Raw genomic sequence first — 21,430 nt, forward strand, 5'->3', positions numbered from 1 at the left:
AGATGTGTATAAGAGACAGTCTCTACTCTGTCCGCACGAACCTAGGCCCTTATTCTGCCTATTTCCAACTTTTCAGCTTAAGCCCCACCCAGAACTTAAGCAACTTAGTTATTGAGTTAACTTCCTATTCGATCCAGGCCTGGGCCTTGGACACCGCCTTCTTCCAGCCCTTGTAGGCGTGCTCCCGCTTCTCGTCGGACATGATGGGGTCGAACCGGCGGTCCTCCGCCCAGTGCTCCTTGAGCTCGTCGGTGGACTTCCAGAAGCCCACCGCCAGCCCCGCCGCGTAGGCGGCGCCCAGCGCGGTGGTCTCGTTAACCTGAGGCCGCACCACCTTGGCCCCCAGTATGTCCGCCTGCATCTGCATGAGCAGGTCGTTCTTAACCGCCCCGCCGTCCACCTTCAGCTCCGCCAGGGACACGCCGGAGTCCTTGTTCATGGCCTCCACCACGTCCCGGGTCTGGTAGCATATGCTCTCAAGGGTGGCCCTTATTATGTGCTCCTTGCGGATGTACCTGGTGAGCCCCACGATGGCGCCCCGGGCGCTCATGTCCCAGTAGGGGGCGTAGAGCCCGGAGAAGGCGGGGACGAAGTATATGCCGCCGGAGTCCTCCACCTTGCGGGCGAAGTACTCGCTGTCCGGGGCCTCGTCGAACAGTCTCAGGTTGTCCCTCAGCCACTGAACCGCCGCACCGGTTATGGCTATGGAACCCTCCAGGGCGTAAACGCACTTGCCCTCCTCAAGGCTGTAGCCCGCGGTGGTGAGAAGCCCGTTCTTGGAGGGGGAGGGAGTCTCCCCTATGTTCATCAGCATGAAGCAGCCGGTGCCGTAGGTGTTCTTGGTGTCCCCCTTGCCGAAACAGGCCTGGCCGAAGAGGGCCGCCTGCTGGTCCCCAAGGTCCCCCGCCACGGGGATCTCCGCCCCGAAGGGACCGTCCTTACGGGTGTAACCGTACACGAAGCTGGAGGGCTTGATGGCGGGCATCATGGCAAGGGGCACGTCCAGGAACGACGCCATCTCCTCGCTCCACTTGAGGGTCTTTATGTCCATAAGAAGCGTCCTCGAGGCGTTGGACACGTCGGTGACGTGCACGCCACCGTCGGGCCCGCCGGTTAGGTTCCATATGAGCCAGGTGTCGATGTTGCCGAAGAGGATCTCCCCCTTGGCGGCCTTCTCCCTGGCGCCGGGCACGTGGTCTAAGATCCACTTTATCTTGGTGCCGGAGAAGTAGGGGCTGATGAGAAGGCCGGTTATGTCCTTAACCTTGCCCTCGCCGTTGGCCACCTGCTCCCAGCCGGGGGTCTTCTGCCACTCGGAACAGAACTCCTGGGTCCTCATGCACTGCCACACTATGGCGTTGTATATGGGCTTGCCGGTGGCCTTCTCCCACACCACGGTGGTCTCCCGCTGGTTGGTTATCCCTATGGAGGCTATCTCCTCGGGGTTTATCCCCCCTTTGTCCAAAGCGCCGCGGATGACGTCCTTGGTCCTGGACCATATCTCCAACGGATCGTGCTCCACCCAGCCGGGCTTGGGGTATATCTGAGCGTGCTCCATCTGATGGGAACAAACCGGAAGCCCCTTCTCGTCGAAGACCATGCACCTGGTGCTGGTAGTACCCTGATCGATGGCCACCACGTACTTCTTGGACAACCTCATCTCCCCCTTTTCTTAGGCTTACCTTCTCTCCTTCTCCAAATCCCTGGCCTCCCGGACCGTGCGCTCCACCTCCGCCAGGGAGGACCCCACGCTGGCCTGAACGGCCCCCATCATGGCCCCCTCCAGCACCGGACCGTCCGCTATGGCCACCCTTGAGGCGTCATCTCCCAGCATCCCCAAGGCGGCCCTGGCGGAGAGCACCGCGCTTCCAAGGTCCGGCACCACCACCACCCCGTCGCAGCGGACCAAAAGCCCAACCAGGGCCTCGTATATGGCGGGAACGCTGGTGCCAAGGCCGCCGTCCTCGGCACCCCCAACCCCCGCCACCGGGGCCGCACCCTGGCACATGGCGGAGGCTATCTCCGCTATCCCCTCCGCCGCCTTGGCGCTGTGGGACACCACCAGGATGCCTATCACGGCCTCACCCCCAAAATCGCATCTTTAAGGCAGGACAGCAGGAGGTAAGACGACGTGGCTCCCGGGTCCTGGTGCCCCACGGACCGCTCCCCAAGGTAGCTGGCCCGGCCCTTCCGGGCCTGCATGGGAACCGTGGCAAGCATCCCCTGCTCCGCCGCCTTCACCGCCTCCTCCAGGGCCGCGGCCTCGTCCGAAACCCCCTCCAGGGCCTTGACCGCGGGGATCAGGGCGTCCAGCATGGTCTTGTCCCCGGCCTCCGCCTTCCCAAGGGCCTCTATGCCCTTGAGCCCCTCCGAAAGGGCCTCCCGAAGGTCCGACAGGTCCGCCTCAGGCTTACCGGAGAGCTTCTGGGACATCTTCATGAACAAGGTGCCGTACAGGGGGCCCGAAGCTCCACCAACGCTTCCCATCAAGACCATCGCCACGTCCTTGAACAGCCCACCAAGATCGGGGTAGCTGCCGGCTAAAACCTTCTCGTGGGCCTTGTTGAAGCCCCGGCTCATGTTTATGCCGTGGTCCGCGTCCCCTATGGCGGAGTCCAGCTGGGTGAGGTAGTCCCTGTGGGCATCCATGGCATCCCTGGCCTTCGACACAAAGGCCTTGGCCCCTTCAACGGTGAGCGGCATGGTTACCTTCCCCACCTTAACGCCGGGGTGTGGACCGGGTAGTCCCACAGGGCCTTGAGCTGGCTGTCCAGCTTCAGCAGGGTTATGGAGAAGCCCTGCATCTCCAGGCTGGTTATGTAGTTCCCCACCAGGCTCCGGGAGACCTCTATGCCCTTCTCGTCCAGGAAGTCCTTGAGGTCCTTGTAGGCTATGAAGAGCTCCATGAGCGGAGTGCCCCCCATGCCGTTGACGAAGGCCAGCACCTGGTCCCCCTTCTCAAAGGGAAGGTCCGACACTATAGCCTCCCCCATGGTGCGCACCATGTCCCTGACCTGGGTCATGGGGCGCCGCTCCCTGCCGGGCTCCCCGTGGATGCCGATGCCCAGCTCGAACTGATCCTCCGGAAGCTCGAAGGTGGGCTTCCCCGCCGCGGGGACCGTGCAGCTGGTGAGCGCTATCCCCATGCTTCGAACCCTGGAGTTAACCTTGGCGCACACGTCCCGCACCTCTTCCAGGGTCCCTCCCAGCTCCGCCATGGCCCCGGCGATCTTCTCCGCCAGCACCGTGCCACCTACGCCCCGGCGCCCCGCGGTGTAGAGGCTGTCCTTCACCGCCACGTCGTCGTCGATCACCACGCTCTCCACCCGGATGCCCTCGGAAGCCAGCATGTCCTGGGCCATCTGGAAGTTCATCACGTCGCCGGTGTAGTTCTTGACGATGAAGAGAACTCCTTTGCCGCCGTGAACCGCCTTGGCGGCCTCGTACATCTGGTCCGGGGTGGGGGAGGTGAACACCTCACCGGGGCAGGCGGCGTCCAGCATCCCAAAGCCCACGTAGCCCCCGTGCAACGGCTCATGGCCGCTTCCGCCGCCGGAAACCAAGGCCACCTTAGCCCTTGGGGCGTCGGCCCTTAAAACCGCCTTGACCGTGGGATGTATCCTCACCAGGTCCCCAAAGGCCGCCCCAAGCCCCGCAAGGGACTCGGTGACCACCTGATCCACCTGATTGATGAGCTTCTTCAAGAACCGCACTCTCCCTTCAAGCTCAAACCCCGTGGCGAAAAACCCAAGTCACGCCCTTCAATCCACTCCAACGAACCCAAAACCTAGACAATCCCAAGGGCCTTGGCGATGAAGAAAGCCACCGCCCCGCCCGTCAAAGGGGCCACCACCGGAACCCAGGAGTACCCCCAGTCGGAGTCCCCCTTGCCGGGGATAGGAAGCACCGCGTGGGCGATACGGGGTCCCAGGTCACGGGCAGGGTTGATGGCGTATCCGGTGGGGCCTCCAAGGGAAGCGCCGATGCCGTAGACCAGCATACCCACCAGGTACGGTCCAACGCCGGGGGCGATCCCGCCCACGTTCTTAGAGAACACGAACATGATGGGGAGTATCAGGAACAAGGTGGCTATGAACTCGGTCATGAAGTTGGCGGGAATGTTGCGAACCGCGGGGCCCGTGGAGAATATGCCCAGCTTCGCCCCCTTGTCCTCGGTGATCTCCCAGTGGGGCAGGTAGACCAGGTATACCACCACGGCCCCGCAAAAGGCCCCCGCAACCTGGGCTATCATCAAGGTAAAAGCGGTTGGGAAGCTGTACACCCCAGCCAAGGCCTTGAAGAGGGTCACCGCAGGGTTGAGGTCCGCCTGGGGAGATCCGGTGGCTACGGCGGTGAACACACCGAACACCACCGCCATGGCCCACCCAAAGTTTATGGATACCCATCCTGCCCCCTGTCCCTTGGACTTGTTCAAAAGCACGTTGGCCACACAGCCGCAGCCGAAAGTGAGAAGTACCATGGTGCCCAAGAATTCCCCTACCACAGGTCCTTGCATGCCTCTCATCTCCTTCTCTTCAAAATACACGGCCTGAAAAACACCCCTGCCGCCTGCCCAGCCCGCACCCCCGCGCATCACCCCCCTTCCTACAAAAGAAGAGCAGCTTCAACCATCCTAGATGGCCACGCTGCTCTCTCATTCTCTGGAGCCAAACTTATTTATTTGTCTTTTGAAGCCCAAATCGCCCTAAATCAAAAAATCAAATCACCCGCCTGGCCCCCAAAGGGCGGGAAGAGCTACCAAATGGACTTCTCGCTGGACGAAACCCCTATGACTCCCCTTGAAAGGATCGTGCGAACCTGATCGGGGCTGTCCACAAGCCCCCCCGCTATTATGTGGCACCCAAGGTCCGACAGGGGGGTCTTCTCCATGCCCACCACCGCAACCCCAGGGAGCACCTCCACAAAGTCGGGCCTTACCGCCCCCACCAGGCTCTTGCCCTTCCTTATGGCGTCGGAATCGAGCAGGAAGACCCTGAGCACCGTCACAAGCCCCATCCCCTTAGCGATCTCCACAACCCCCTTGTGGGTGCTTATGATGCCCCAGGGGCGGGCGTTATCCACCAAATACCTAATGCCGGACTGATCGGACTTAAGCCCCTCCACAAGATCCATGTGGACAAAGGGCATGTGGCCCCGAGACAACAGGGACGAAACGGACTTGACCACGTCCTGAAGCGAAAAACCCAGGAGGAATACACAACGGGGTTCCTCAAAGGCCAAGACATCCTTTACCACGTCCATGGAGCGAACCGCGCATATGATCGGCCTCACCGCAAGACGCTCCCTCAAGAGACGGACCTTGTCCAAACGAAGCACCCCCACAGATAGAAGCGGAAAAAGAACAGCGGTTTTCAGGAACTTGAGCTTATGAACCACACAACCCATCGTATTGTACTAATGCTAGCCTATTCTGCAATTTAACGCAACCCCAAGACGGCGCCAAAACATCAACAAAAAGGATGCTCAAGGATCAAAATGCCCCTCCCCAGGGGTCTAACAAAAACCTTGCCCTGCGGATCTCCCATCCGCAGGCGAGGAGGGGCATCTTAAGCTGGACCTAAACGGGGCTCAGCTCCTTGAGGACCATGTCGCCGAACCGGTAGAAGCGGAAGTTGCGCCACGCCTCCTGGCAGTCGCTGTACCCCCAGGCGGCGTAGACCATCTCCTTCAGGGTAAGGCCGAAAAGCCCCCTCATCTGGCTCCAAAGCCCTGGAGGGGCGTAGAGGATCAGCCTCACCGGGGCGATGTCGCTGTAGCCGTCCGCCACCCCGTTCCAATAGTGGATCAGGTACCCCTTCCGGGACCTCATCACGCTGGGGTTGGAGTCCTCCAGGTCCAGCTGCCTCACCCGGTCCTTTGGGAACCCCAGCGCCTCCACCTCCTGGAGGAACTCCTCCGGGAAGGAGGGCACTATGAAGCGCCACAACTTAAGGTCGAACCCGTCGAAGGCCTCCCGGCAGTCCCGGAACCAAAGGCCTATGCGGGAAAGGGACGCCATGTCGCCGCACATCATGGCAGCCCCGGTTCCACAAAAGGCCCAAAGGAGCCTGCGCCTCTCCGATTCGGTGTTGGACAGCGGCGACCGGCTGCGGCTAAGACAGTCCCGAAGGAACGCCATGGCCCTCTCCCCGTCATAGGGCGGGGGAATCTGACCCTGCAGCTCCGCCAGCAAAAGGTTAACGCTCTTAGGTTCCAGCTTCACCGCCTGGTCGCCATAGAACAGATCCTTGGGGGCGTCGCAGGAAAGACCCACCGGCACCCAACTGCCGTCCCGGATGTTCAAAAGGCGCCAGCAATCGAAGGCTCCGTCCTCAATAACCCCCACCAGAACGTGGTTCCTGGGGAGATACGCCAAAACCCTTACGTCCCACGATGAAGGCAGGAACGCTTCCCCTTCCACATCGGGAAGGGGCGCAAGGGACCCGAAAGACATAAGCTCGAAACGTCTCATCCCGCATCCCCCCTTCCGTTTCATGAGTTTACCGCTTTATACCACGCCGAACAAGTGGACATACCCCAAGGGGGCCAACCACATATCCCAGGGCGCCGAGCGGCGGGGCGCTCCCTTGGCACCCCCATGGGCAAGACCGCCGATCACCCATATCTTACCCGAGCGCCAGCCTATTTTTATAATATAATAAATGTAACCAACCAAGCGAGACCAGCATAGGGCCGCGCTTTCTTAAGCCGGGGAGGGGATTCTCATGGAGCAGCGCTACAAGGAAATCCTGGACCAGCTCATCAACGGTGTCTACACCACGGACCTCAACCGGGTCATAACCTACTGGAACCGGGCGGCGGAGAAGATAACCGGCTACTCCGCCGACGAGGTGGTGGGCAAGAGGTGTGCGGACAACATACTAGTCCACGTGGACGGGGAGGGCAACAGCCTCTGCCTTGGCATGTGCCCCTTGGCGTTCTCCATGGCGGACGGGAACGCTCGGGAGGCCCTGGTGTACCTCAAGCACAAGGACGGACACCGGGTGCCGGTGCAGGTGAGGACCACCCCATTGAGGGACGACAGCGGCAAAATCATAGGCGGGGTGGAGATCTTCGAGGACACATCGAACCTGGTGTCCCAGGAGGAGAAGATATCCATCCTGGAGCGCCTTGCGTACCTCGACGAGCTCACCAGGGTGGGCAATCGGCGCTCCATCGAGGACACCCTGGAGGAACACCTCAAGGACCTCAAGGAGATCGGCTGGCCCTTCGGGGTGGTGATGATGGATATAGACCACTTCAAGAAGGTGAACGACACCTACGGCCACCAGGCGGGGGACCAGGCCCTAAGGAACGTGGCCAGCACCATGCTATCTTCTCTCAGAAGCTTCGACTCCATGGGCCGTTACGGAGGGGAGGAGTTCCTGGTGATCCTGCGAAACGTGGACAATCAGGAACTCCTGCGGATCGCCGAAAGGCTCCGGGTGCTGGTGCAGGCCACCTGGACCGAGGCTCAGGGGGAGAACATAAACGTCACCGTCTCGGGGGGCGCCACCATGGCAACCTCGGAGGACACGCCGGATACGCTGGTCCAGCGGGCGGACCAGCTTCTCTATCAGAGCAAACAGGGGGCCGCAACCGGATAACCCTAGGTTAAGGCCGCCTTCAAGGCTTTAACCTCATGTACTGGTGCGAGGCCAGGTCGAGCCACAAAAGCTCCTCCTCAAGGCAGCCCTCAAGGCCCGCCAGGATCTTGACCGCCTCGCACGCCTCCAGGGCCGCCGCAAGGGCCGGGGTGAAGGGGGGGTTCCCAAGCCGAACCTCCTCCCCCTGGTTTGGCATGGCCTCCATGAAGGCCCCGAGACTACCACGCCCCGTAACCACCCCGGCCTGGGCGTAGAAACCCCCTATGGCGCCGTGGACCAAGGGCACCCGGTTCCTCAAACAGGCGTCCTTGAGCACCCTCCGGGACGACCCGTTGTCCAGGCAGTCCACCGCCACCTGGCAGCCCGACAGCAGCTGATCCACGTTCTCATCGGTGACGTAACCGCAGAACGCCCGAACCTCCACACCACGGTTCACCGACGCCACCCTCTCCGCCGCCACCTGCGCCTTGTGGCGCCCAAGGTCCTCCTCCCGGCACAAAAGCTGCCTGTTCAGGTTGTTGTCACAGAACACGTCCCCGTCCGCTAAGACAAGGCTTCCCACCCCCGCCCGGGCCAGCATCTCCGCCACGTACCCCCCAAGGCCCCCGCAGCCCACCACCAATGCCTTGGACCTTAGAAGCCTAAGCTGTCCCTGGATGCCAAGGGTCCCAAGGTTCCGGCGGTACCGCTCGGGGCAACCGCCGCCCTCCAGTATGGCCTCCTCCGCGCCGCGGCGGTTAAGCCCCCGGGACTCGGCCAGCTGGTCCACCTCCTGGAGGCTGTAGAAACGGATCTCCCCCTCCAAGTTCATCCCTCCTTGACAGGTTCCCAAGGTAGAGGCAAAATCCCTTCCCATGGGACAAAAGTAAAATCCTTTCATACTTTGGATTATACGGCAAAGGAGGGCCCATGAAGATCAATACCCACAATGGTCCCACCTGCGCGGTTCTCATGAGCGGCGGGGTGGACAGTTCGGTGGCGGCCATAAAGCTCATAGAGGCGGGGCACAGGCCCATAGGCGTAACCCTGCTGATGGCCCCCTCAAGCTCGCCGGACTCCCCGGCGGTGAAAATGGCGAAGGACACGGCGAAGATGCTCCACATGGAACACCTGGTGCTGGACGTGAGGGACCTCTTCGAGCGAGAGGTTCTGCGTCCCTTTCGGGAACAGTACGCCGCGGGCAGAACCCCCAACCCCTGTTCGGACTGCAATCGGGGGGTGAAGCTTGGGGGGGTGGCGGATATCCTTGACCGCACCGAGGGCCTTAAGGGGCTTCCCATAGCCACGGGACACTACGCCAGGATAGAGAGGGAAGGCCCATTGGGTGCCGTAAGGCTCAAGACCGCCGAGGACAAAAAGCGGGACCAGAGCTACTTCTTAGCCGACGTGCCGCGGAGGGTGCTTGCCCGTCTGATATTTCCATTGGGTAATGCGCCATCCAAGGATGAGGTGCGGAAAGCCGCGGAGGCGGCGGGACTTCCCGCCGCCCGGGAAGAGGACAGCATGGACGTGTGCTTCGCCCAAAGCGGCAGGTACGAAGAGATACTGGGGGAGGAGGCCTTCCAGGAGGGCCCCATAGTTGATAAGGACGGCAACCAGATAGGGCGCCACCGGGGGGTGGGGCTCTTCACCGTAGGGCAGCGCAAAGGCCTTGGGGTATCGTCGGCGGCGCCCCTTTACGTCAAGGCCATAATCCCTCCAAAGGTGGTGGCAGCCCCCAGGGAGGACATCATGTGGCCGCTGGTTTCCGCCGGCCGGTGCAACCTGCTCACGGACCTTAAAATCGAGCCGGGGCTTAGGCTCTTTGGGAAGACCCGCTCCCAGGGGGACCCAAAGCCGTGCCAGGCGGTGAGTTTCGAGGAAGACAGGATAACGGTCCTCTTCGACGAACCGGTCTTCGCCCCCTGCCCGGGACAAAGGCTGGTGCTCTACGACGCGGACGGGGCGGTGGTGCTGGGGGGCACCATAACCGGCTGATACAACCTGGCGCCTTGGATATCCCCCAACTCCTCAACCTCCGAAGCGGCGCTCAGCTCCTCCTCCCCCACGGTCCCGTTGGTCTTGAAGCGCCCCATCGCCTCCATCAGGCGGGACGAGGCGGTCTTAAAGTTATCGGCCCTGCGGTGGGACGCCTGTGCGAAATCGGAGACCTTCCCCATGACCGCCTCCAGATCCCGCACGTCCTCCATCACGCCCTCAAGCGCCGCGAATACCTCCAGGACAGCGGCGCTGCCCTTTCTGTTCAGCTCCTCCTGCCTTGCGGCGGAGGCGGCGGCTATGGAAGAGGACGAATCCTCAACGGAAAGCATGACCCGCCTCATCCCCTCCATCACGTTCTCGCTGAAGCTCCTGGTGGCACAGGACAGCTCCCGGCTCTCCTCCGCGAGCTTCTTAACCTCCCCGGCCACCACCGAGAACCCACGCCCCGCATCCCCGGCCCTGGCGGCCTCTATGGCGGCGTTGAATGACAGCAGCTCCGTCCTGTCTGCCACGTCCACTATGCGGGATGTCATCTCCGCCATCCGTTCCAAAAGGCCGGACATCTCCTCCAGCCGCTGGGACATCATTCGGTTAGCGCTAAAGGCGTTGTCCGCCCGCTCTGCGCAAATCCGCATGGACTTAAGCGCCGTAAAAAGCCTATCCCTCGCGTCAGCCATGGCGGACTCGCAGGAGGAGGCCTCTCCGGCAAGATCCCCGGCGGACTCAAGCACCTCCTCCGCCAGGGAGGCCACCTGCCTAAGCAAAGATCTTCCCCTATCGCACGCCCTTCCAGCTTCCGCCGCCCGGGAGATGGCCCGCTCCGCAAAGGCAAGGCACCCCGAAGCCGCTTCCCCCAGCCCCAGCGCCTCTGCGGCTATACCCTCAGCCAAAGCAGCCACGTCCCCTATGGTGCCGCAAAGGGACCTCCACATGGCCCCAAGGGACGAGGCCATGTGCCCCACCTCGTCCCTGATCTCAGCCACCCAATCGCTGGAGGGGTCATATCTAAGGTCCAGGCGGGCAAACCTCTCAACCGCCTCAACGGCCGCCAGCATGGGGCGGGTTATCTTCGTCGACGCCGCGGACAACCCCAACCATATGATCCCCAGGGCCAAAGCGGCGCTTAAAACAGCCCCCGCGGTGATCCGACGGGCCTTGGCCGTCACCTGGGACCTAGGTATGCCCGTGACCACCGCCCAGGGAGCCCCTTGGGCCAAGAGGACCGAGGCGGCCACGAAAAGCCACTGTTCCCCGGAGGGGGACCTGCCAAACCACCACCGGGGAGCGGAGATCCCGCCTGAAAGGGATCTTACATCCCGGTGAACCACGTCATCGGGAAGCTCCCTTACGTTCCGCCCCAGGAGGTCCTCCCTGCCCACCGCAAGCACCCCGTTGGAGGATATTATCAGGGTCCGATCCCCCTTCAAGAACCCCCGGGACATCACCGCGTCCTTGAGCCCCGTGACGTCCACGTCCATCCCGGCCACCCCGACCGCCCGGCCTTCACGGATAACCGGCACCGATATGGCGCACACAAACCTCTCATCACGGCCCAGGCCGGAGTAGCTGTAGAAGTAAGGATCCGACACCGCTGTCCTGCGGCTTCTTAACACATCCCGGTACCAGTTCCCCTCTCCCTGATCCTCAAGCATGGCCTCGTTAAGGTCGTACCCCCTCTGTAGATCCCCCTGGGGCCCCTTGAAGAAGGTGGCCATGAAATGGCCTTCTCCCTTGCCTTCCGGCTCCAGCACCACCCAACAGGAAGCGGCCAAGGGAAGGGACGCCAGGGTCTCCCTCAAAATACCCAGCACGGCCTCCTCCCGCCGGTGATCCTCCGGCTGGGCGCTCACCCCCCTATGGCGGCCCCCATGGCCTCCGCCGCCGATATAAGCCCCCCAAGGCAAGACCCAGCCTCGGAAGCAACTCCAAGGACATCGGAGGTGGCACCCCTCACGCCGTCCTCCATGGCCATCGAACGGGCGCTGAAGCCAAGGTAACAGGATAAGCCGATCATCACCAAGCTCACCGGAAGAAGTATCGTCAACATCATCTTTCCTCTTATCCCCATCACCACGCACCACACCTCCAAAAGGGCCTCGTCTCCGCATAAACCGCCATCCTCGGAGGTGAGTATATGGACCGCGGCTTTTAAGCGCGAAAAGCCAAGATTAAGAATTTAAAAACAAAAAATCCCCCCGGCGGAAGTTGAAGGGCCCGGGGCTGGTTTACAGCCTCGGGCCCTTAGCGCACATGCTGCGGTTTGTTCTTAAGGTCACACCTATTCCACGGGACGGGGAGGCTCAGCCCCTTAAGGCCGGCGGCGCTGCCTCTCCACGGTGCTGGTCCACCGAGAACCGGGCCAGGGACTCCTTGAGCTTGGACGCCCCGGAGGTAAGCCGCTCAGCCTCCCGGGCCACCGCCTCCGCCGCCTTGGCGGTCTCCTCCGCGGAGTGCTGGATCACCCCTAAGGTGGACACCACTTCAACGGTGGAGTGGGAGGCTTGGGCTACGGCGTTGCCGATCTCCTGGGACGCCGCCGCCTGCTCCTCCGACGTGGCGGCCACGCTCTCCAGGGCAAGGCTCACCCGCTTTATCCTATCCAACACCCCCATGAGATCATCCGCCGCCCCAAGGGCGTCCTCCGCCAGATGCCTTGCGGTATCGGAGGTAACCCTGGTAACCTCGAGGGTCTCGCCAGTGTAGCTCACCAGCGGCGCTATTATGTTCTCCACGTCCCGGGCGGCCACGTTGGACTCCTCCGCCAACTTCCGAACCTCCTCCGCCACAACCGCGAAGCCCCGGCCCGCCTCACCGGCCCTGGCGGCCTCGATGGCGGCGTTCAAGGCCAGAAGGTTCGTCTGGTCCGCTATGCTCTTGATGGCGCTGACGAAAGCTCCTATGTTGGACACCGACTGGGATACCTTGGCCAGCTTCTCCAAGGACTCGTCCGCCCTCTTGCTTATGGCCCCCATCTCGTCCACAAGGGCCTTGATCCTATGGGCCACCTCCTCAGAGACCTTCACCGTCAAGGAGGCCTCCTCGGCGCCGTCGGACACCGCCTTGGCCGCCATCTGGGCCCCCGCCACCACCTCGCCTATGCCGGAGTTGGTCTGCTCCAAGGCGCAGGAACTGGCCTGGCTCAACCCAAGGGACTGGTCCACCGAGGCCTTCACCTCCTCCATGGAGGCCACGGACTCCTCCGACAGGGCCGCCAGGGACTCCGCGGAGGATGCGAACATCTCCGCCTCCCTGAAAACCTCCATCACCGTCTCCCCTATGGCCCTTCTCATCTTTCCAAGGGCCCGGCCCATGGCGCCTATCTCGTCGTCCCGCTCGGCTATCCAGTCGCTGGAAGGGTCGTACCGAAGGTCCAGGTCAGCGAAGCGCTCCACCGCCCTCATGGCCTCCACGATGGGGGCGCTCAGCCTCCCGGATACCGTCCAGACCACGGCGCCAAGCAGCAGGATGGTGAGGGCGGCCCCCAAGGCTATGTTGCGCATGAGCCGGTACACGTCTAAAAAGGCCACGGACACCGGCACCTCCACCAGGAGGCCCCAGACCTGGGAGCCTATGACCACCGGAGACGCCACCCCCAGCACCTCCCCGGCCCCGAAGAGGGACTTACCCCGGAAGGACTTAGGGCGCCCCTCCCTCAAGGCCCCCTCAAGGGCCGCCAGGGCATCCTTGCCCTTGGCGGACTCCTTCAGGGCCTTGCCTATGGCGGATCCCTCGTAGGATCCCGCCACAACCCCGCCGGGGGACACCAGGGTGGGCATGCCTCCGCCGGCGCCGCCAAGGTTGTTCACCACGTCCTTGAGGGCCGAAAGGTCCACGTCCATGCCCCCCACCCCCACCACCTTGCCGTCGATCTCCACGGGCACGCATATGCTGGCTATGAACTTCTCGTCCCCTTGAACTCCCGTGTAGTTGTAGAAGTAGGGGTCCGTGACGGTTATCTTCTGGCTCCGCAAGGGCTGGTGGTACCAGGAGGCGGACTCCGCCTCGTTGGCCAGCATCTGCTCGGTTATGTCGAAGCTGCGGCTTATCTTGCCCCCGACCTTAAGGAATGTGCCCATGAACCGGCCCTTCTCCTTGTAGCCCTCCCGGTTCACGAACTCCTGGTCCCGGCGGTCGAAGGAGTCGGGCTCGAAGACCACCCACGAGGACATCACCAGGGGCGTCTTCTCCAACATGCGCTTGAGCACTCTCAAGGCCTGGTCCCGGGCGGAGGGGCTTGAGGCGTCCACCGCCTCCACCGCCCTTATCATGCTCCTTGAAGAGGCCAGAAGGTCCCCAAGGTACGCGGAAACGCCGTTGGCGGCCCCAGAGGCCGAGGCCTCCGCCATCTGGTAGGTCTTCCGCTCCACCATGCTCATGGAGCTGTATCCCACAAAGGCGGAAAGGGCCCCCAGCCCCAGGAACAACGGCACCAGGATGTAAAAAAGCATTTTTCCCCTTATGCCACCCCTTACCATCCGAACCACCCCCTCCGTCCACCGTTAAGAAGATGGTAATCTCAAAGGCAGGGATCCTTCAACGCCCCAAAGGCTACATAAGGCTATGTTTTTCATAAAAATTCAGCTAACAAATGCACAAAAAACCACTTTTCAAACCTCAAGATGGGAACAGCTCCCCCTTCAGCGGAAGGCCGTCGTGCCATGCGGCGCCACAGGTGTCTCCCAAGGACCAGTACAGGTTGTCCGGCATGGAGAGGAAAAAGGGATCCACCTTCGAGGGGTCCACGAGGCCGTCGGGGGAGAGCACGTCCTTTGAGGCAAGCACCTCCTCGACCCGACCCACGATGAGGAGGTCTCCGGGCAGCTCCATGGATCCATGGAGGGAAAGCCCCACGTTTATGGGGCACTCCGACGCATAAGGAACGTCCGGAAGACCTCCGAAGAAGACCTGGAAGAGGCCGGACTTGTCCTTGTCCCTTGCGCTCACCAGCCCAGCCAGGTCCACCCGGGATACGAGGCGTCTTGATGGGACGCAGATGCTGAAACGGCGGTTTCGGATTATCCAATCCCTGGTGGCGTGGTCCCCCATGGACACCATGAACATGGGGGGAGAGAAGTTCACCTGCCCGGTGAAGGCGGCGGCCATGAAGTTCGCCCGCCCTTCCACCATGGAGCCCACCAGCACCACCGGCATGATGGGGAAGAAAAACCTGTTAAGCCTCAAACTCACCCTGTCCGAACCTTCCACGGCAACACCTCCCTTAAGTCCATAGCCCCAAGGAGCTCCGCCCGGCGGCTTGGGCACATACCTGCGGACCTTTTTGACAACCGCTACATAAAATCCCCAAGGGACGTCACAAGTGTGCCCGCCGGGAGGTCCCTTATCCGGGAAAGGGCCAGGATCACGCCGTCCACGTAGACGCGGCTTGAGAAGTCGGTGACGGTTATCCTCATGACCTCGCCGGGCCTTCCAAGGTCTATCTGGTGCTCCGAGTAGTCCCCTGGGAAGGGCATCCGCTCCGAATGAACCCTTACTCCCCCCACCGAGCCCCCCAACACATGGGGCACCACCTCACGGCTTTTGACCTCACCGCCTGCCTCCATGAGCTTCGCCAAGGACACGGCGGTGCCGCTTGGGGCGTTGGCCATGGCCTCATGGTGCCGGTCCGTTATGGAAACCCACGGGAAGAACCGGGAGGCCTTGGAGAGGAACTCCATCACCAGGTTGACGCCCAGGCTGAAGTTGGGGATCAACGCCATACGTCCGCCCTTCTCCGCCACCAGGGGGGGAAGGCGGTCCTGCTGCTCCAGGGAAAGGCCGGTGGTGCCCACCACCGCAGGCACCCCGGCGTCCAGGTAGGCCATGAGGTTCTCCCACAGCACCTCCGCGGAGGTGAAGTCCACCGCCGCGTCGGGGCCGCAGACCCCAAGGGCCTCCCTGAGCCTTGAGCTCACCGGGACCCCCATGGGGGAGAGCCCCAGAAGGGCTCCCGCATCGGCTCCCTCCTCCAGCCCGAAGGCCCCCGCTATGCGGCAACCCTCATCCAGGAGCCTCAACGCCACAAGACGCCCCACGTTGCCCGAAACCCCTGACACGAACACCCTCTCAGGAAGCCCCAAAGGAAACACCTCCTAAGGCTTAAGGTTGGAAGCCAAGCCCGCGCCCGGCCAGTCGAGGCCAAAGGGCAACGGAACAACTAAGAGAAGGTCTGCCTTGGCATCACGTCAAACAGAGCGCTTATTTTTACGCCATTATACTCCATGGAAGCGTATTTATCCCTGATGGCCCGGGAGGCCTCCTTAAGAACCCGGTTGGAGACGCCGTAGTACATGGAGAACTCCGCCTCCAGGAAGGCGGAGTACTTGTCCGCAAGGTCAATGAGGGGGCCGTCCACCACCGGAAGGCCTATGGAGCTCAGCCGGTCCGCCTGATCCAGGGAGTCCACCGGTACAGCACCGCCCTCAGCCATGGACCTAAGGGAGAACTCGTCCTCCACCAGAAACCTCACCAAAGGCCCCAAGGGGTCCGGGAGCAGGGGGTAGACTTGATCCTCCATCATCTCCCGCTCCACCTGGGCCAAGAGGTCCTGAAGCTTCATCTGGCGCTTTAGGGGGGATATGACGTCCCTGGTGAGCGCCTCGGGCAGGTCGTGCAGCAGTCCGCCAAAGAAGTTCCAACCCCATCTCTCCCTGGGCAGGCCGCACAGGGCGGAGAGGAAGAACCCCATGAGGGCCACGAAGAACATGTGCCCCAGGACGGATGTCTCCGGTATCCGGGGCACCCTAGTCCAACGCTTCTGGAACCTTAGCTGGGCCACGAGGTCCACGAAGTGGCAGACCGGGGAGGCCTTAGAGCCGGACAGCTTGAAGAGGAACTCCTGTACCAGCGGCACGTCCCGATGTCCGCTAAGACGTTCCAGCACCTCCCGCTTGGTGCGTTTGAAGCCATAGAGGTCCTTGGCCAACGGCTCCATGAGAGAGTGTTCCCATCCGGTGGCTAGGGCGTTGGCGGCCTCCAGGATCCGCTCAAGCCCCGGCCCCGGCCCCGCCGCAAGGTGATCCCGGAAGAGGTCCGGGAGCTCCGGCGAAATTTTTCCAAGGGCTATCTCCCATTGGGACATGACCCACCGATCCACCCTGTCCCCGCCTATCCGCTCTATCCTCCGGTAAACCGGCGGTTTTAGGTCCGTAAGCACCGCCCGCTTGAGGAACTGGAAGACCAGCCCCATGGCAAGGGGCGTAGCCTCCAGCTCCCCCTCCATCCGGGCCATGAGGAGGGCTATGACCGCCTTGTGCCCCTGCTTGTCCATCTCAAAGAGACCCATGGGACGGGGATGATCGTTCCACCTCTCCATGCTGAAGGCCCCGAAGGCGGTCTCCAAAAGGTCAAAGGATATCAAGGCAATTCACCTCTCTTTTGTGGACATTATAAGCCAATAAACCGCCAAGGGAACCGGTGCCGCCGGGGGCAAAACAAAAACCCCAAGGAAACGATTCCTCGGGGATGAGGATAAAACGCTACGCAGGCCCTCATTCAACGGGGATCTAGAGGGGCGGCAAGGCCACGAGGAAAGGGAAGCCCTCAGGGCTTGGGGAGCATAGGGGCCTTGAGGTCCAAGCTCACAAGCGTATCATCCACCCGCTTCAACAGCTCCGGCGGGTCAATCAGCTTGACGTAGGGGGCGGACGCCAAGGCCCAGCGCACCACTTCCTCGTGATCCGGCGCCCAACCCATCACGACGTCATCCCCCTGGTCCTCCATGGGGAACCAAGCCCCTGGAAAGGCCTGCCCGGGAGACAGCATGACCTTGAAACGGAAACTCACCCCCCGGTGGGGAACATCGCCGGGGGATACGAAATCCCCGGTTCCAAGATGCTCAACAGAGGTTATCGCATTCACAATATATGTCTTGACCGAGCCGCTCGAAGGATCGTATCCCCTCACCCGCCACAGGGCACCGGAGAGGGAAAAACCCCAGGGATCCAGCAGGACGCGCTTGCCATCCTTGCCGCTTGGGGCTTTCAAGGTGACGCAGGTACGTTTCCTGTCCATCATGGCCTCCATGAGGGACAGGAAAACCCCTCCCTCCGGGGGCACCACGGGGCAGGACACGGCGCTTCTTGCCACGTCCTGCCCCACCGCCATGATCCTGGATGGCACCTGACCTTCAAGCATCCGCTGGACGCTTTGAAAGAACTTAGACAGGTGGGGCATGAGCCTTTGGGATATCTCAAGGGCGAAGGAGAGGGCGGAGGCCTCGTTGGGGGTGATGGACAACGATACGGGAAGCTTTTCTATGCTGGCCAAGATGTAGCGCCTTGAGGAACTGTCGAAACGGATGTCCACCCCCAGGCTCTCCCGCAGCAGTTAAGATCCCTCTCCATGGTCCTGGCGCAACGGTAGCCCATGCGGGACATGAGCTCCCCCTTGGGATAGCCGCTCTTGCGGTCGAACAACGCCACCAAGTCCTTAAGACGCTTAAGCCTTTCGGAGCTTAGATCCCTGGCCACCCGATTACCCCCTATTCACCTCCAGTAAAGTTGTTTTTATTATATTTAACCCAATCTGCACGCTCAATGAGCTTTCTTGACTAAAATAAGAGAACAATATAAGTCGTTATAATTAAAATGCGGCATTCCGCGTTAACCTAACCGTCAACGCAAACCTTGCTAGGGCACCGGATGGGTGGGATAATTACTAAATACCCACTACACGAAGGCCATGAAGGGATGGTGAACCGTGACGGACTCGGAAAAGACGGAAAAGAGGATCCCCGAGAAGGGGGCCAACTTCCTTGAGGAGATCATACAGAGGGACCTGGACCAGGGGGTGGTCCGGGAGGTGGTGACCCGCTTCCCGCCGGAGCCCAACGGCTACCTGCACATAGGGCATGCCAAGTCCATATGCCTCAACTTCGGCCTGGCGGAGAAGTTCGGCGGCCGGTGCAACCTCAGGTTCGACGACACCAACCCCGCCAAGGAGGACGACGAATACGTAAGGTCCATAGAGGAGGACGTGCGCTGGCTGGGCTTCAAGTGGGACAGGCTGTGTTTCGCCTCCGACTACTTCGAGCAGTTCTACCGCTGGGCGGTGGAGCTCACCTCCAAGGGGCTGGCGTACGTGGACTTCCAGTCCCCGGAGGAGATAAGGCGAACCCGCGGCACCCTCACGGAACCAGGGGTTGAGTCCCCCTACAGGGACACGCCGCCGGAGGAAAACCTGAAGCTTTTGGAGCGCATGCGGAACGGGGAGTTCGAGGAGGGGCAGTGCGTCCTGAGGGCCAAGATAGACATGAAAAGCCCCAACCTCAACATGCGGGACCCGGTGATATACCGGATCCTGAAGAGGTCCCACCACAGGACCGGCGACAAGTGGTGCATATACCCCATGTACGACTTCGCCCACGGCTACGAGGACGCCATCGAGGGGGTGACCCACTCCATATGCACCCTGGAGTTCCAGGACCACCGGCCCCTGTACGACTGGTTCCTGGAGAACGTGTCGGTGCCCCACAGGCCCAGGCAGTACGAGTTCGCCCGGCTTAACTTAAGCCACACGGTGATGAGCAAGCGAAAGCTCCTGGAGCTTGTGGAGTCCAAGATCGTGTCCGGATGGGACGACCCCAGGATGCCCACCGTAAGCGGCCTAAGACGCCGGGGCTACACCCCCTCCTCCATAAGGCGGTTCTGCGAGGAGATAGGGGTTTCAAAGGCGGACAGCCTGGTGGACGTGGAGCTGCTTCAGCACTGCCTGAGGGAGGAGCTCAACAAGACCGCCCCAAGGCGTATGGCGGTGCTGAACCCCACAAGGCTCACGGTGCTAAACTGGCCGGAGGACCGGGTGGACATGGTGGAGGGGGAGAACAACCCCGAGGCCCCCTCGGCGGGCAAAAGGCTCATCCCCTTCGGGAGAGACCTCCTCATAGAGGCGGAGGACTTCATGGTAGATCCTCCCAAGGGGTACTTCCGGCTCCAGCCCGGCGGGGAGGTGCGCCTAAAACACGGCTACCTGGTTAAGTACGTGTCCCACCGGGAGGAGAACGGACGGGTGGTGGAGGTCATGGTGGAGGCGGACCTGCAAAGCCGGGGCGGGGAGGCCCCCGACGGCAGGAAGGTAAAGGGCACCCTGCACTGGGTCAACGCTCGCCGGTGCGTCCCCATAACCGCAAGGCTCTACGACCACCTGTTCACCCTAAGGGACATGTCCAAAATGGAGGAGGGCAAGGACTACAAGGACTACCTGAACCCCTCCTCCCTGGTGGAGCTTAAGGGCTTCGGCGAGGAGGCCCTTAAGGACGCCAAGCCCTTAGAGGGAATCCAGTTCCTGCGGCACGGATACTTCTGCCTGGACCCGGACTCCTCCCCAGAGAACCTCATCTTCAACCGCTCGGTGCCCCTCAAGGACTCCTGGGGCAAGGCGCGAAAGAAGGGATAGCAAGGTAAAAACGGCGGAGGGCTTCCCGAATAAGGGAAGCCCTCCAAGCGGTCTTAGGACTTGAACTTGGGACGCCCATGGGAATCCATGGCGCGAAACGCCGGCATGAGACGGGCGTTTGCATGGCCCAGCATAGGCCAAATGGCGGCCCTGGAAGGCCGCCGCAACGCCCCTAGTCCGCCATGGCGGGCGCCAGAGGTTTTTTACGGGGGCTCACTCCTCTTTCGGTTTCTATACCCCCTTGACAAAATACCCCCTACCTGTATTATATACCCCCGTTGGGTATTTACGATAAAAGCACATCCTCAAAGGGGGAATTGGCGATGAACAGCCGATGGTTAAAGGTGGTTTCCGCCGGGTTATACGTGGTGATGTTGGGCGTTGGATGGAGGTACCCCCTGCTTGGGACGTTGGTTTTCGGCTTCATGGGGGCCTTCGTGCTTCTGGGGGGCCGCAGGAAGTGGTGCGCCTCGGCGTGCCCCAGGGGAAGCTTCCTGGACGTGGTCTGGTCGAAGCTGAGCCCAAGGCGCCCAGCCCCCAAGTGGCTCAGCTCCTGGAGGGCCTACATGGTTGCCCTCTCCGCGTTCCTTGTCCTCTTCGGCACCCAGCTTCTTCTGGCCCACCGGGCAGGAGGCCTGGACCTCAAGGCCCTGGGGTTCATATTCTGGCGCATGTGCGTGGTCTCATCCCTGGTGGCGTTGCCCCTAGGCCTTTGGGCGAACCACAGGACCTGGTGCTCCTTCTGCCCCGTTGGGAAGCTGCTTAGGATATAAAAGCGATATAGATATAAAAGCTAAAACCAACCCCCTCGCGGGGACAGCCCCTTCCCTTTTAACAAGGACGAGGATGGGATGTCCAAGAAACCCGCCGACGCCGACCACGTCCCTTGGGCTTCCAAAAGCCCAGGGGACATGGTAAATTAAAGTCGTTACTTTAAAACGGCTCTTCGGGGGTGCCCTCTTGACGGTTCGCTCTAAGGCGCTGTGGGCCATGGTGCTTTTCGGGGTGCTGTTCTTCGCGGTATTCGCCCTCACCTACCGCTGGTCGCTCCTAAGGGAGGCGGACAGGGCGGACCAGAGGAGCCTCGAACAGGACCTCATAAGGATAAGGACCGCCTTGACCCAGGAGAAGCGGGAGCTGCTTCGGATAGCCCGGGACTGGGCCAACTGGGACGATACCTACGACTTCGTGAAAAACGGCACCTTCCGCTTCCTGGACACCAGCCTCTCGCCGGAAAAGATGGCCCTTACGATACAGGTGGACGACCTGGCGGTGGTGCAGCAGTCGGGGAACATCCTCTTCAGCCGCTCCCTCATGCCCGGCACCATGGCCCCCAGGGAGATCCCGTACAACCTGCCTGGCCTCTTCAAGCCCCAAGGGCCCCTTTTCCCCCCCACCGTGCCGGACCGAGGCAGGGCAGGGTTCATGTGGCTTGGGCGCTACCCCTCCAT

21 protein-coding genes are annotated in these 21,430 nt (G+C 61.8%); 5 read left to right on the forward strand and 16 right to left on the reverse strand.

Features of this window, described 5'->3' with window-relative positions; genetic code table 11:
• Positions 1-124 precede the first annotated feature (124 nt).
• From glpK to N2315_01380, 7 genes are all read right to left on the reverse strand, one after another.
• Positions 125-1,654: a glycerol kinase GlpK gene (gene glpK / locus N2315_01350; GenBank protein ID MCX7827840.1), complete on the reverse strand. Its 1,530-nt coding sequence runs from the start codon at positions 1,652-1,654 to the stop codon at positions 125-127.
• 24 nt (positions 1,655-1,678) lie between these two features.
• Positions 1,679-2,077, reverse strand: a complete 399-nt coding sequence (locus tag N2315_01355) for a hypothetical protein (GenBank protein MCX7827841.1) — start codon at positions 2,075-2,077, stop codon at positions 1,679-1,681.
• On the reverse strand, positions 2,074-2,703 hold the full coding sequence (gene dhaL / locus N2315_01360) for a dihydroxyacetone kinase subunit DhaL (GenBank protein ID MCX7827842.1): 630 nt from the start codon (positions 2,701-2,703) through the stop codon (positions 2,074-2,076). The genes N2315_01355 and dhaL overlap by 4 nt, the downstream gene beginning before the upstream one ends.
• Positions 2,704-2,705: 2 nt before the next feature.
• Positions 2,706-3,704: a dihydroxyacetone kinase subunit DhaK gene (gene dhaK, locus N2315_01365; protein MCX7827843.1), complete on the reverse strand. Its 999-nt coding sequence runs from the start codon at positions 3,702-3,704 to the stop codon at positions 2,706-2,708.
• An 83-nt stretch (positions 3,705-3,787) separates the two neighbouring features.
• Positions 3,788-4,516, reverse strand: coding sequence for an aquaporin family protein (locus N2315_01370; protein MCX7827844.1), 729 nt, complete (start codon positions 4,514-4,516; stop codon positions 3,788-3,790).
• 239 nt (positions 4,517-4,755) lie between these two features.
• Positions 4,756-5,328 (reverse strand): glycerol-3-phosphate responsive antiterminator, encoded by a 573-nt coding sequence (locus tag N2315_01375; GenBank protein MCX7827845.1) that lies wholly within the window; start codon positions 5,326-5,328, stop codon positions 4,756-4,758.
• Positions 5,329-5,578: 250 nt separating this feature from the next.
• The gene (locus N2315_01380) at positions 5,579-6,472 is read right to left on the reverse strand and encodes a hypothetical protein (protein ID MCX7827846.1); all 894 of its coding nucleotides are present in this window, start codon (positions 6,470-6,472) and stop codon (positions 5,579-5,581) included.
• Positions 6,473-6,725: 253 nt separating this feature from the next.
• On the opposite strand from N2315_01380, the gene N2315_01385 reads away from it, so the two are divergent.
• Positions 6,726-7,607 carry a sensor domain-containing diguanylate cyclase gene (locus N2315_01385; protein MCX7827847.1) on the forward strand — a complete coding sequence of 294 codons (882 nt, stop codon included), beginning with the start codon at positions 6,726-6,728 and terminating at the stop codon, positions 7,605-7,607.
• Between the two features lie 19 nt (positions 7,608-7,626).
• On the opposite strand, the gene N2315_01390 is transcribed toward N2315_01385, so the two are convergent.
• Complete coding sequence (locus tag N2315_01390; protein MCX7827848.1) at positions 7,627-8,418, reverse strand: ThiF family adenylyltransferase; 792 nt, start codon at positions 8,416-8,418, stop codon at positions 7,627-7,629.
• A 98-nt stretch (positions 8,419-8,516) separates the two neighbouring features.
• Here N2315_01390 and mnmA point away from each other — a divergent pair, with 98 nt between their 5' ends.
• Entirely contained in the window at positions 8,517-9,584 is a 1,068-nt protein-coding gene (gene mnmA, locus N2315_01395) for a tRNA 2-thiouridine(34) synthase MnmA (GenBank protein MCX7827849.1), read from the forward strand.
• On the opposite strand, the gene N2315_01400 is transcribed toward mnmA, so the two are convergent.
• The 8 genes from N2315_01400 to N2315_01435 all read right to left on the reverse strand — a co-directional run bounded on the left by N2315_01400 (position 9,536) and on the right by N2315_01435 (position 18,055).
• Entirely contained in the window at positions 9,536-11,437 is a 1,902-nt protein-coding gene (locus N2315_01400) for a methyl-accepting chemotaxis protein (GenBank protein MCX7827850.1), read from the reverse strand. The genes mnmA and N2315_01400 overlap by 49 nt on opposite strands.
• Positions 11,434-11,676: a hypothetical protein gene (locus N2315_01405; protein ID MCX7827851.1), complete on the reverse strand. Its 243-nt coding sequence runs from the start codon at positions 11,674-11,676 to the stop codon at positions 11,434-11,436. Before N2315_01405 ends, N2315_01400 begins: the two co-directional genes overlap by 4 nt.
• Positions 11,677-11,887: 211 nt before the next feature.
• Positions 11,888-14,062 (reverse strand): methyl-accepting chemotaxis protein, encoded by a 2,175-nt coding sequence (locus tag N2315_01410; protein MCX7827852.1) that lies wholly within the window; start codon positions 14,060-14,062, stop codon positions 11,888-11,890.
• A 139-nt stretch (positions 14,063-14,201) separates the two neighbouring features.
• Positions 14,202-14,792 carry a flavin reductase family protein gene (locus N2315_01415; GenBank protein MCX7827853.1) on the reverse strand — a complete coding sequence of 197 codons (591 nt, stop codon included), beginning with the start codon at positions 14,790-14,792 and terminating at the stop codon, positions 14,202-14,204.
• An 83-nt stretch (positions 14,793-14,875) separates the two neighbouring features.
• Entirely contained in the window at positions 14,876-15,664 is a 789-nt protein-coding gene (gene dapB / locus N2315_01420) for a 4-hydroxy-tetrahydrodipicolinate reductase (GenBank protein MCX7827854.1), read from the reverse strand.
• Between the two features lie 77 nt (positions 15,665-15,741).
• Positions 15,742-16,944 carry an HD domain-containing protein gene (locus N2315_01425; GenBank protein MCX7827855.1) on the reverse strand — a complete coding sequence of 401 codons (1,203 nt, stop codon included), beginning with the start codon at positions 16,942-16,944 and terminating at the stop codon, positions 15,742-15,744.
• Between the two features lie 182 nt (positions 16,945-17,126).
• Positions 17,127-17,891: a WYL domain-containing protein gene (locus tag N2315_01430; protein MCX7827856.1), complete on the reverse strand. Its 765-nt coding sequence runs from the start codon at positions 17,889-17,891 to the stop codon at positions 17,127-17,129.
• Positions 17,840-18,055: a hypothetical protein gene (locus N2315_01435; GenBank protein MCX7827857.1), complete on the reverse strand. Its 216-nt coding sequence runs from the start codon at positions 18,053-18,055 to the stop codon at positions 17,840-17,842. Before N2315_01435 ends, N2315_01430 begins: the two co-directional genes overlap by 52 nt.
• Before the next feature lie 229 nt (positions 18,056-18,284).
• Here N2315_01435 and N2315_01440 point away from each other — a divergent pair, with 229 nt between their 5' ends.
• From N2315_01440 to N2315_01450, 3 genes are all read left to right on the forward strand, one after another.
• On the forward strand, positions 18,285-19,979 hold the full coding sequence (locus N2315_01440) for a glutamine--tRNA ligase/YqeY domain fusion protein (protein MCX7827858.1): 1,695 nt from the start codon (positions 18,285-18,287) through the stop codon (positions 19,977-19,979).
• Positions 19,980-20,302: 323 nt separating this feature from the next.
• Complete coding sequence (locus N2315_01445; GenBank protein MCX7827859.1) at positions 20,303-20,752, forward strand: 4Fe-4S binding protein; 450 nt, start codon at positions 20,303-20,305, stop codon at positions 20,750-20,752.
• Between the two features lie 187 nt (positions 20,753-20,939).
• The coding region (locus tag N2315_01450) for a hypothetical protein (GenBank protein MCX7827860.1) at positions 20,940-21,430 on the forward strand (491 nt) is incomplete at its 3' end.

It is taken from the genome of Thermanaerothrix sp. (genome assembly GCA_026417795.1).
Taxonomy (GTDB): Bacteria; Synergistota; Synergistia; order Synergistales; family Synergistaceae; genus Thermanaerovibrio.

Bases quoted from the DNA above. Each gene is read 5' to 3' on its own strand.
- dhaL (MCX7827842.1), bottom strand. From the start codon at position 2,703: ATGCCGCTCACCGTTGAAGGGGCCAAGGCCTTTGTGTCGAAGGCCAGG.
- N2315_01380 (MCX7827846.1), bottom strand. From the start codon at position 6,472: ATGAGACGTTTCGAGCTTATGTCTTTCGGGTCCCTTGCGCCCCTTCCC.
- N2315_01445 (MCX7827859.1), top strand. From the start codon at position 20,303: ATGAACAGCCGATGGTTAAAGGTGGTTTCCGCCGGGTTATACGTGGTG.
- N2315_01390 (MCX7827848.1), bottom strand. From the start codon at position 8,418: ATGAACTTGGAGGGGGAGATCCGTTTCTACAGCCTCCAGGAGGTGGAC.
- N2315_01385 (MCX7827847.1), top strand. From the start codon at position 6,726: ATGGAGCAGCGCTACAAGGAAATCCTGGACCAGCTCATCAACGGTGTC.
- N2315_01410 (MCX7827852.1), bottom strand. From the start codon at position 14,062: ATGGTAAGGGGTGGCATAAGGGGAAAAATGCTTTTTTACATCCTGGTG.
- N2315_01370 (MCX7827844.1), bottom strand. From the start codon at position 4,516: ATGCAAGGACCTGTGGTAGGGGAATTCTTGGGCACCATGGTACTTCTC.
- mnmA (MCX7827849.1), top strand. From the start codon at position 8,517: ATGAAGATCAATACCCACAATGGTCCCACCTGCGCGGTTCTCATGAGC.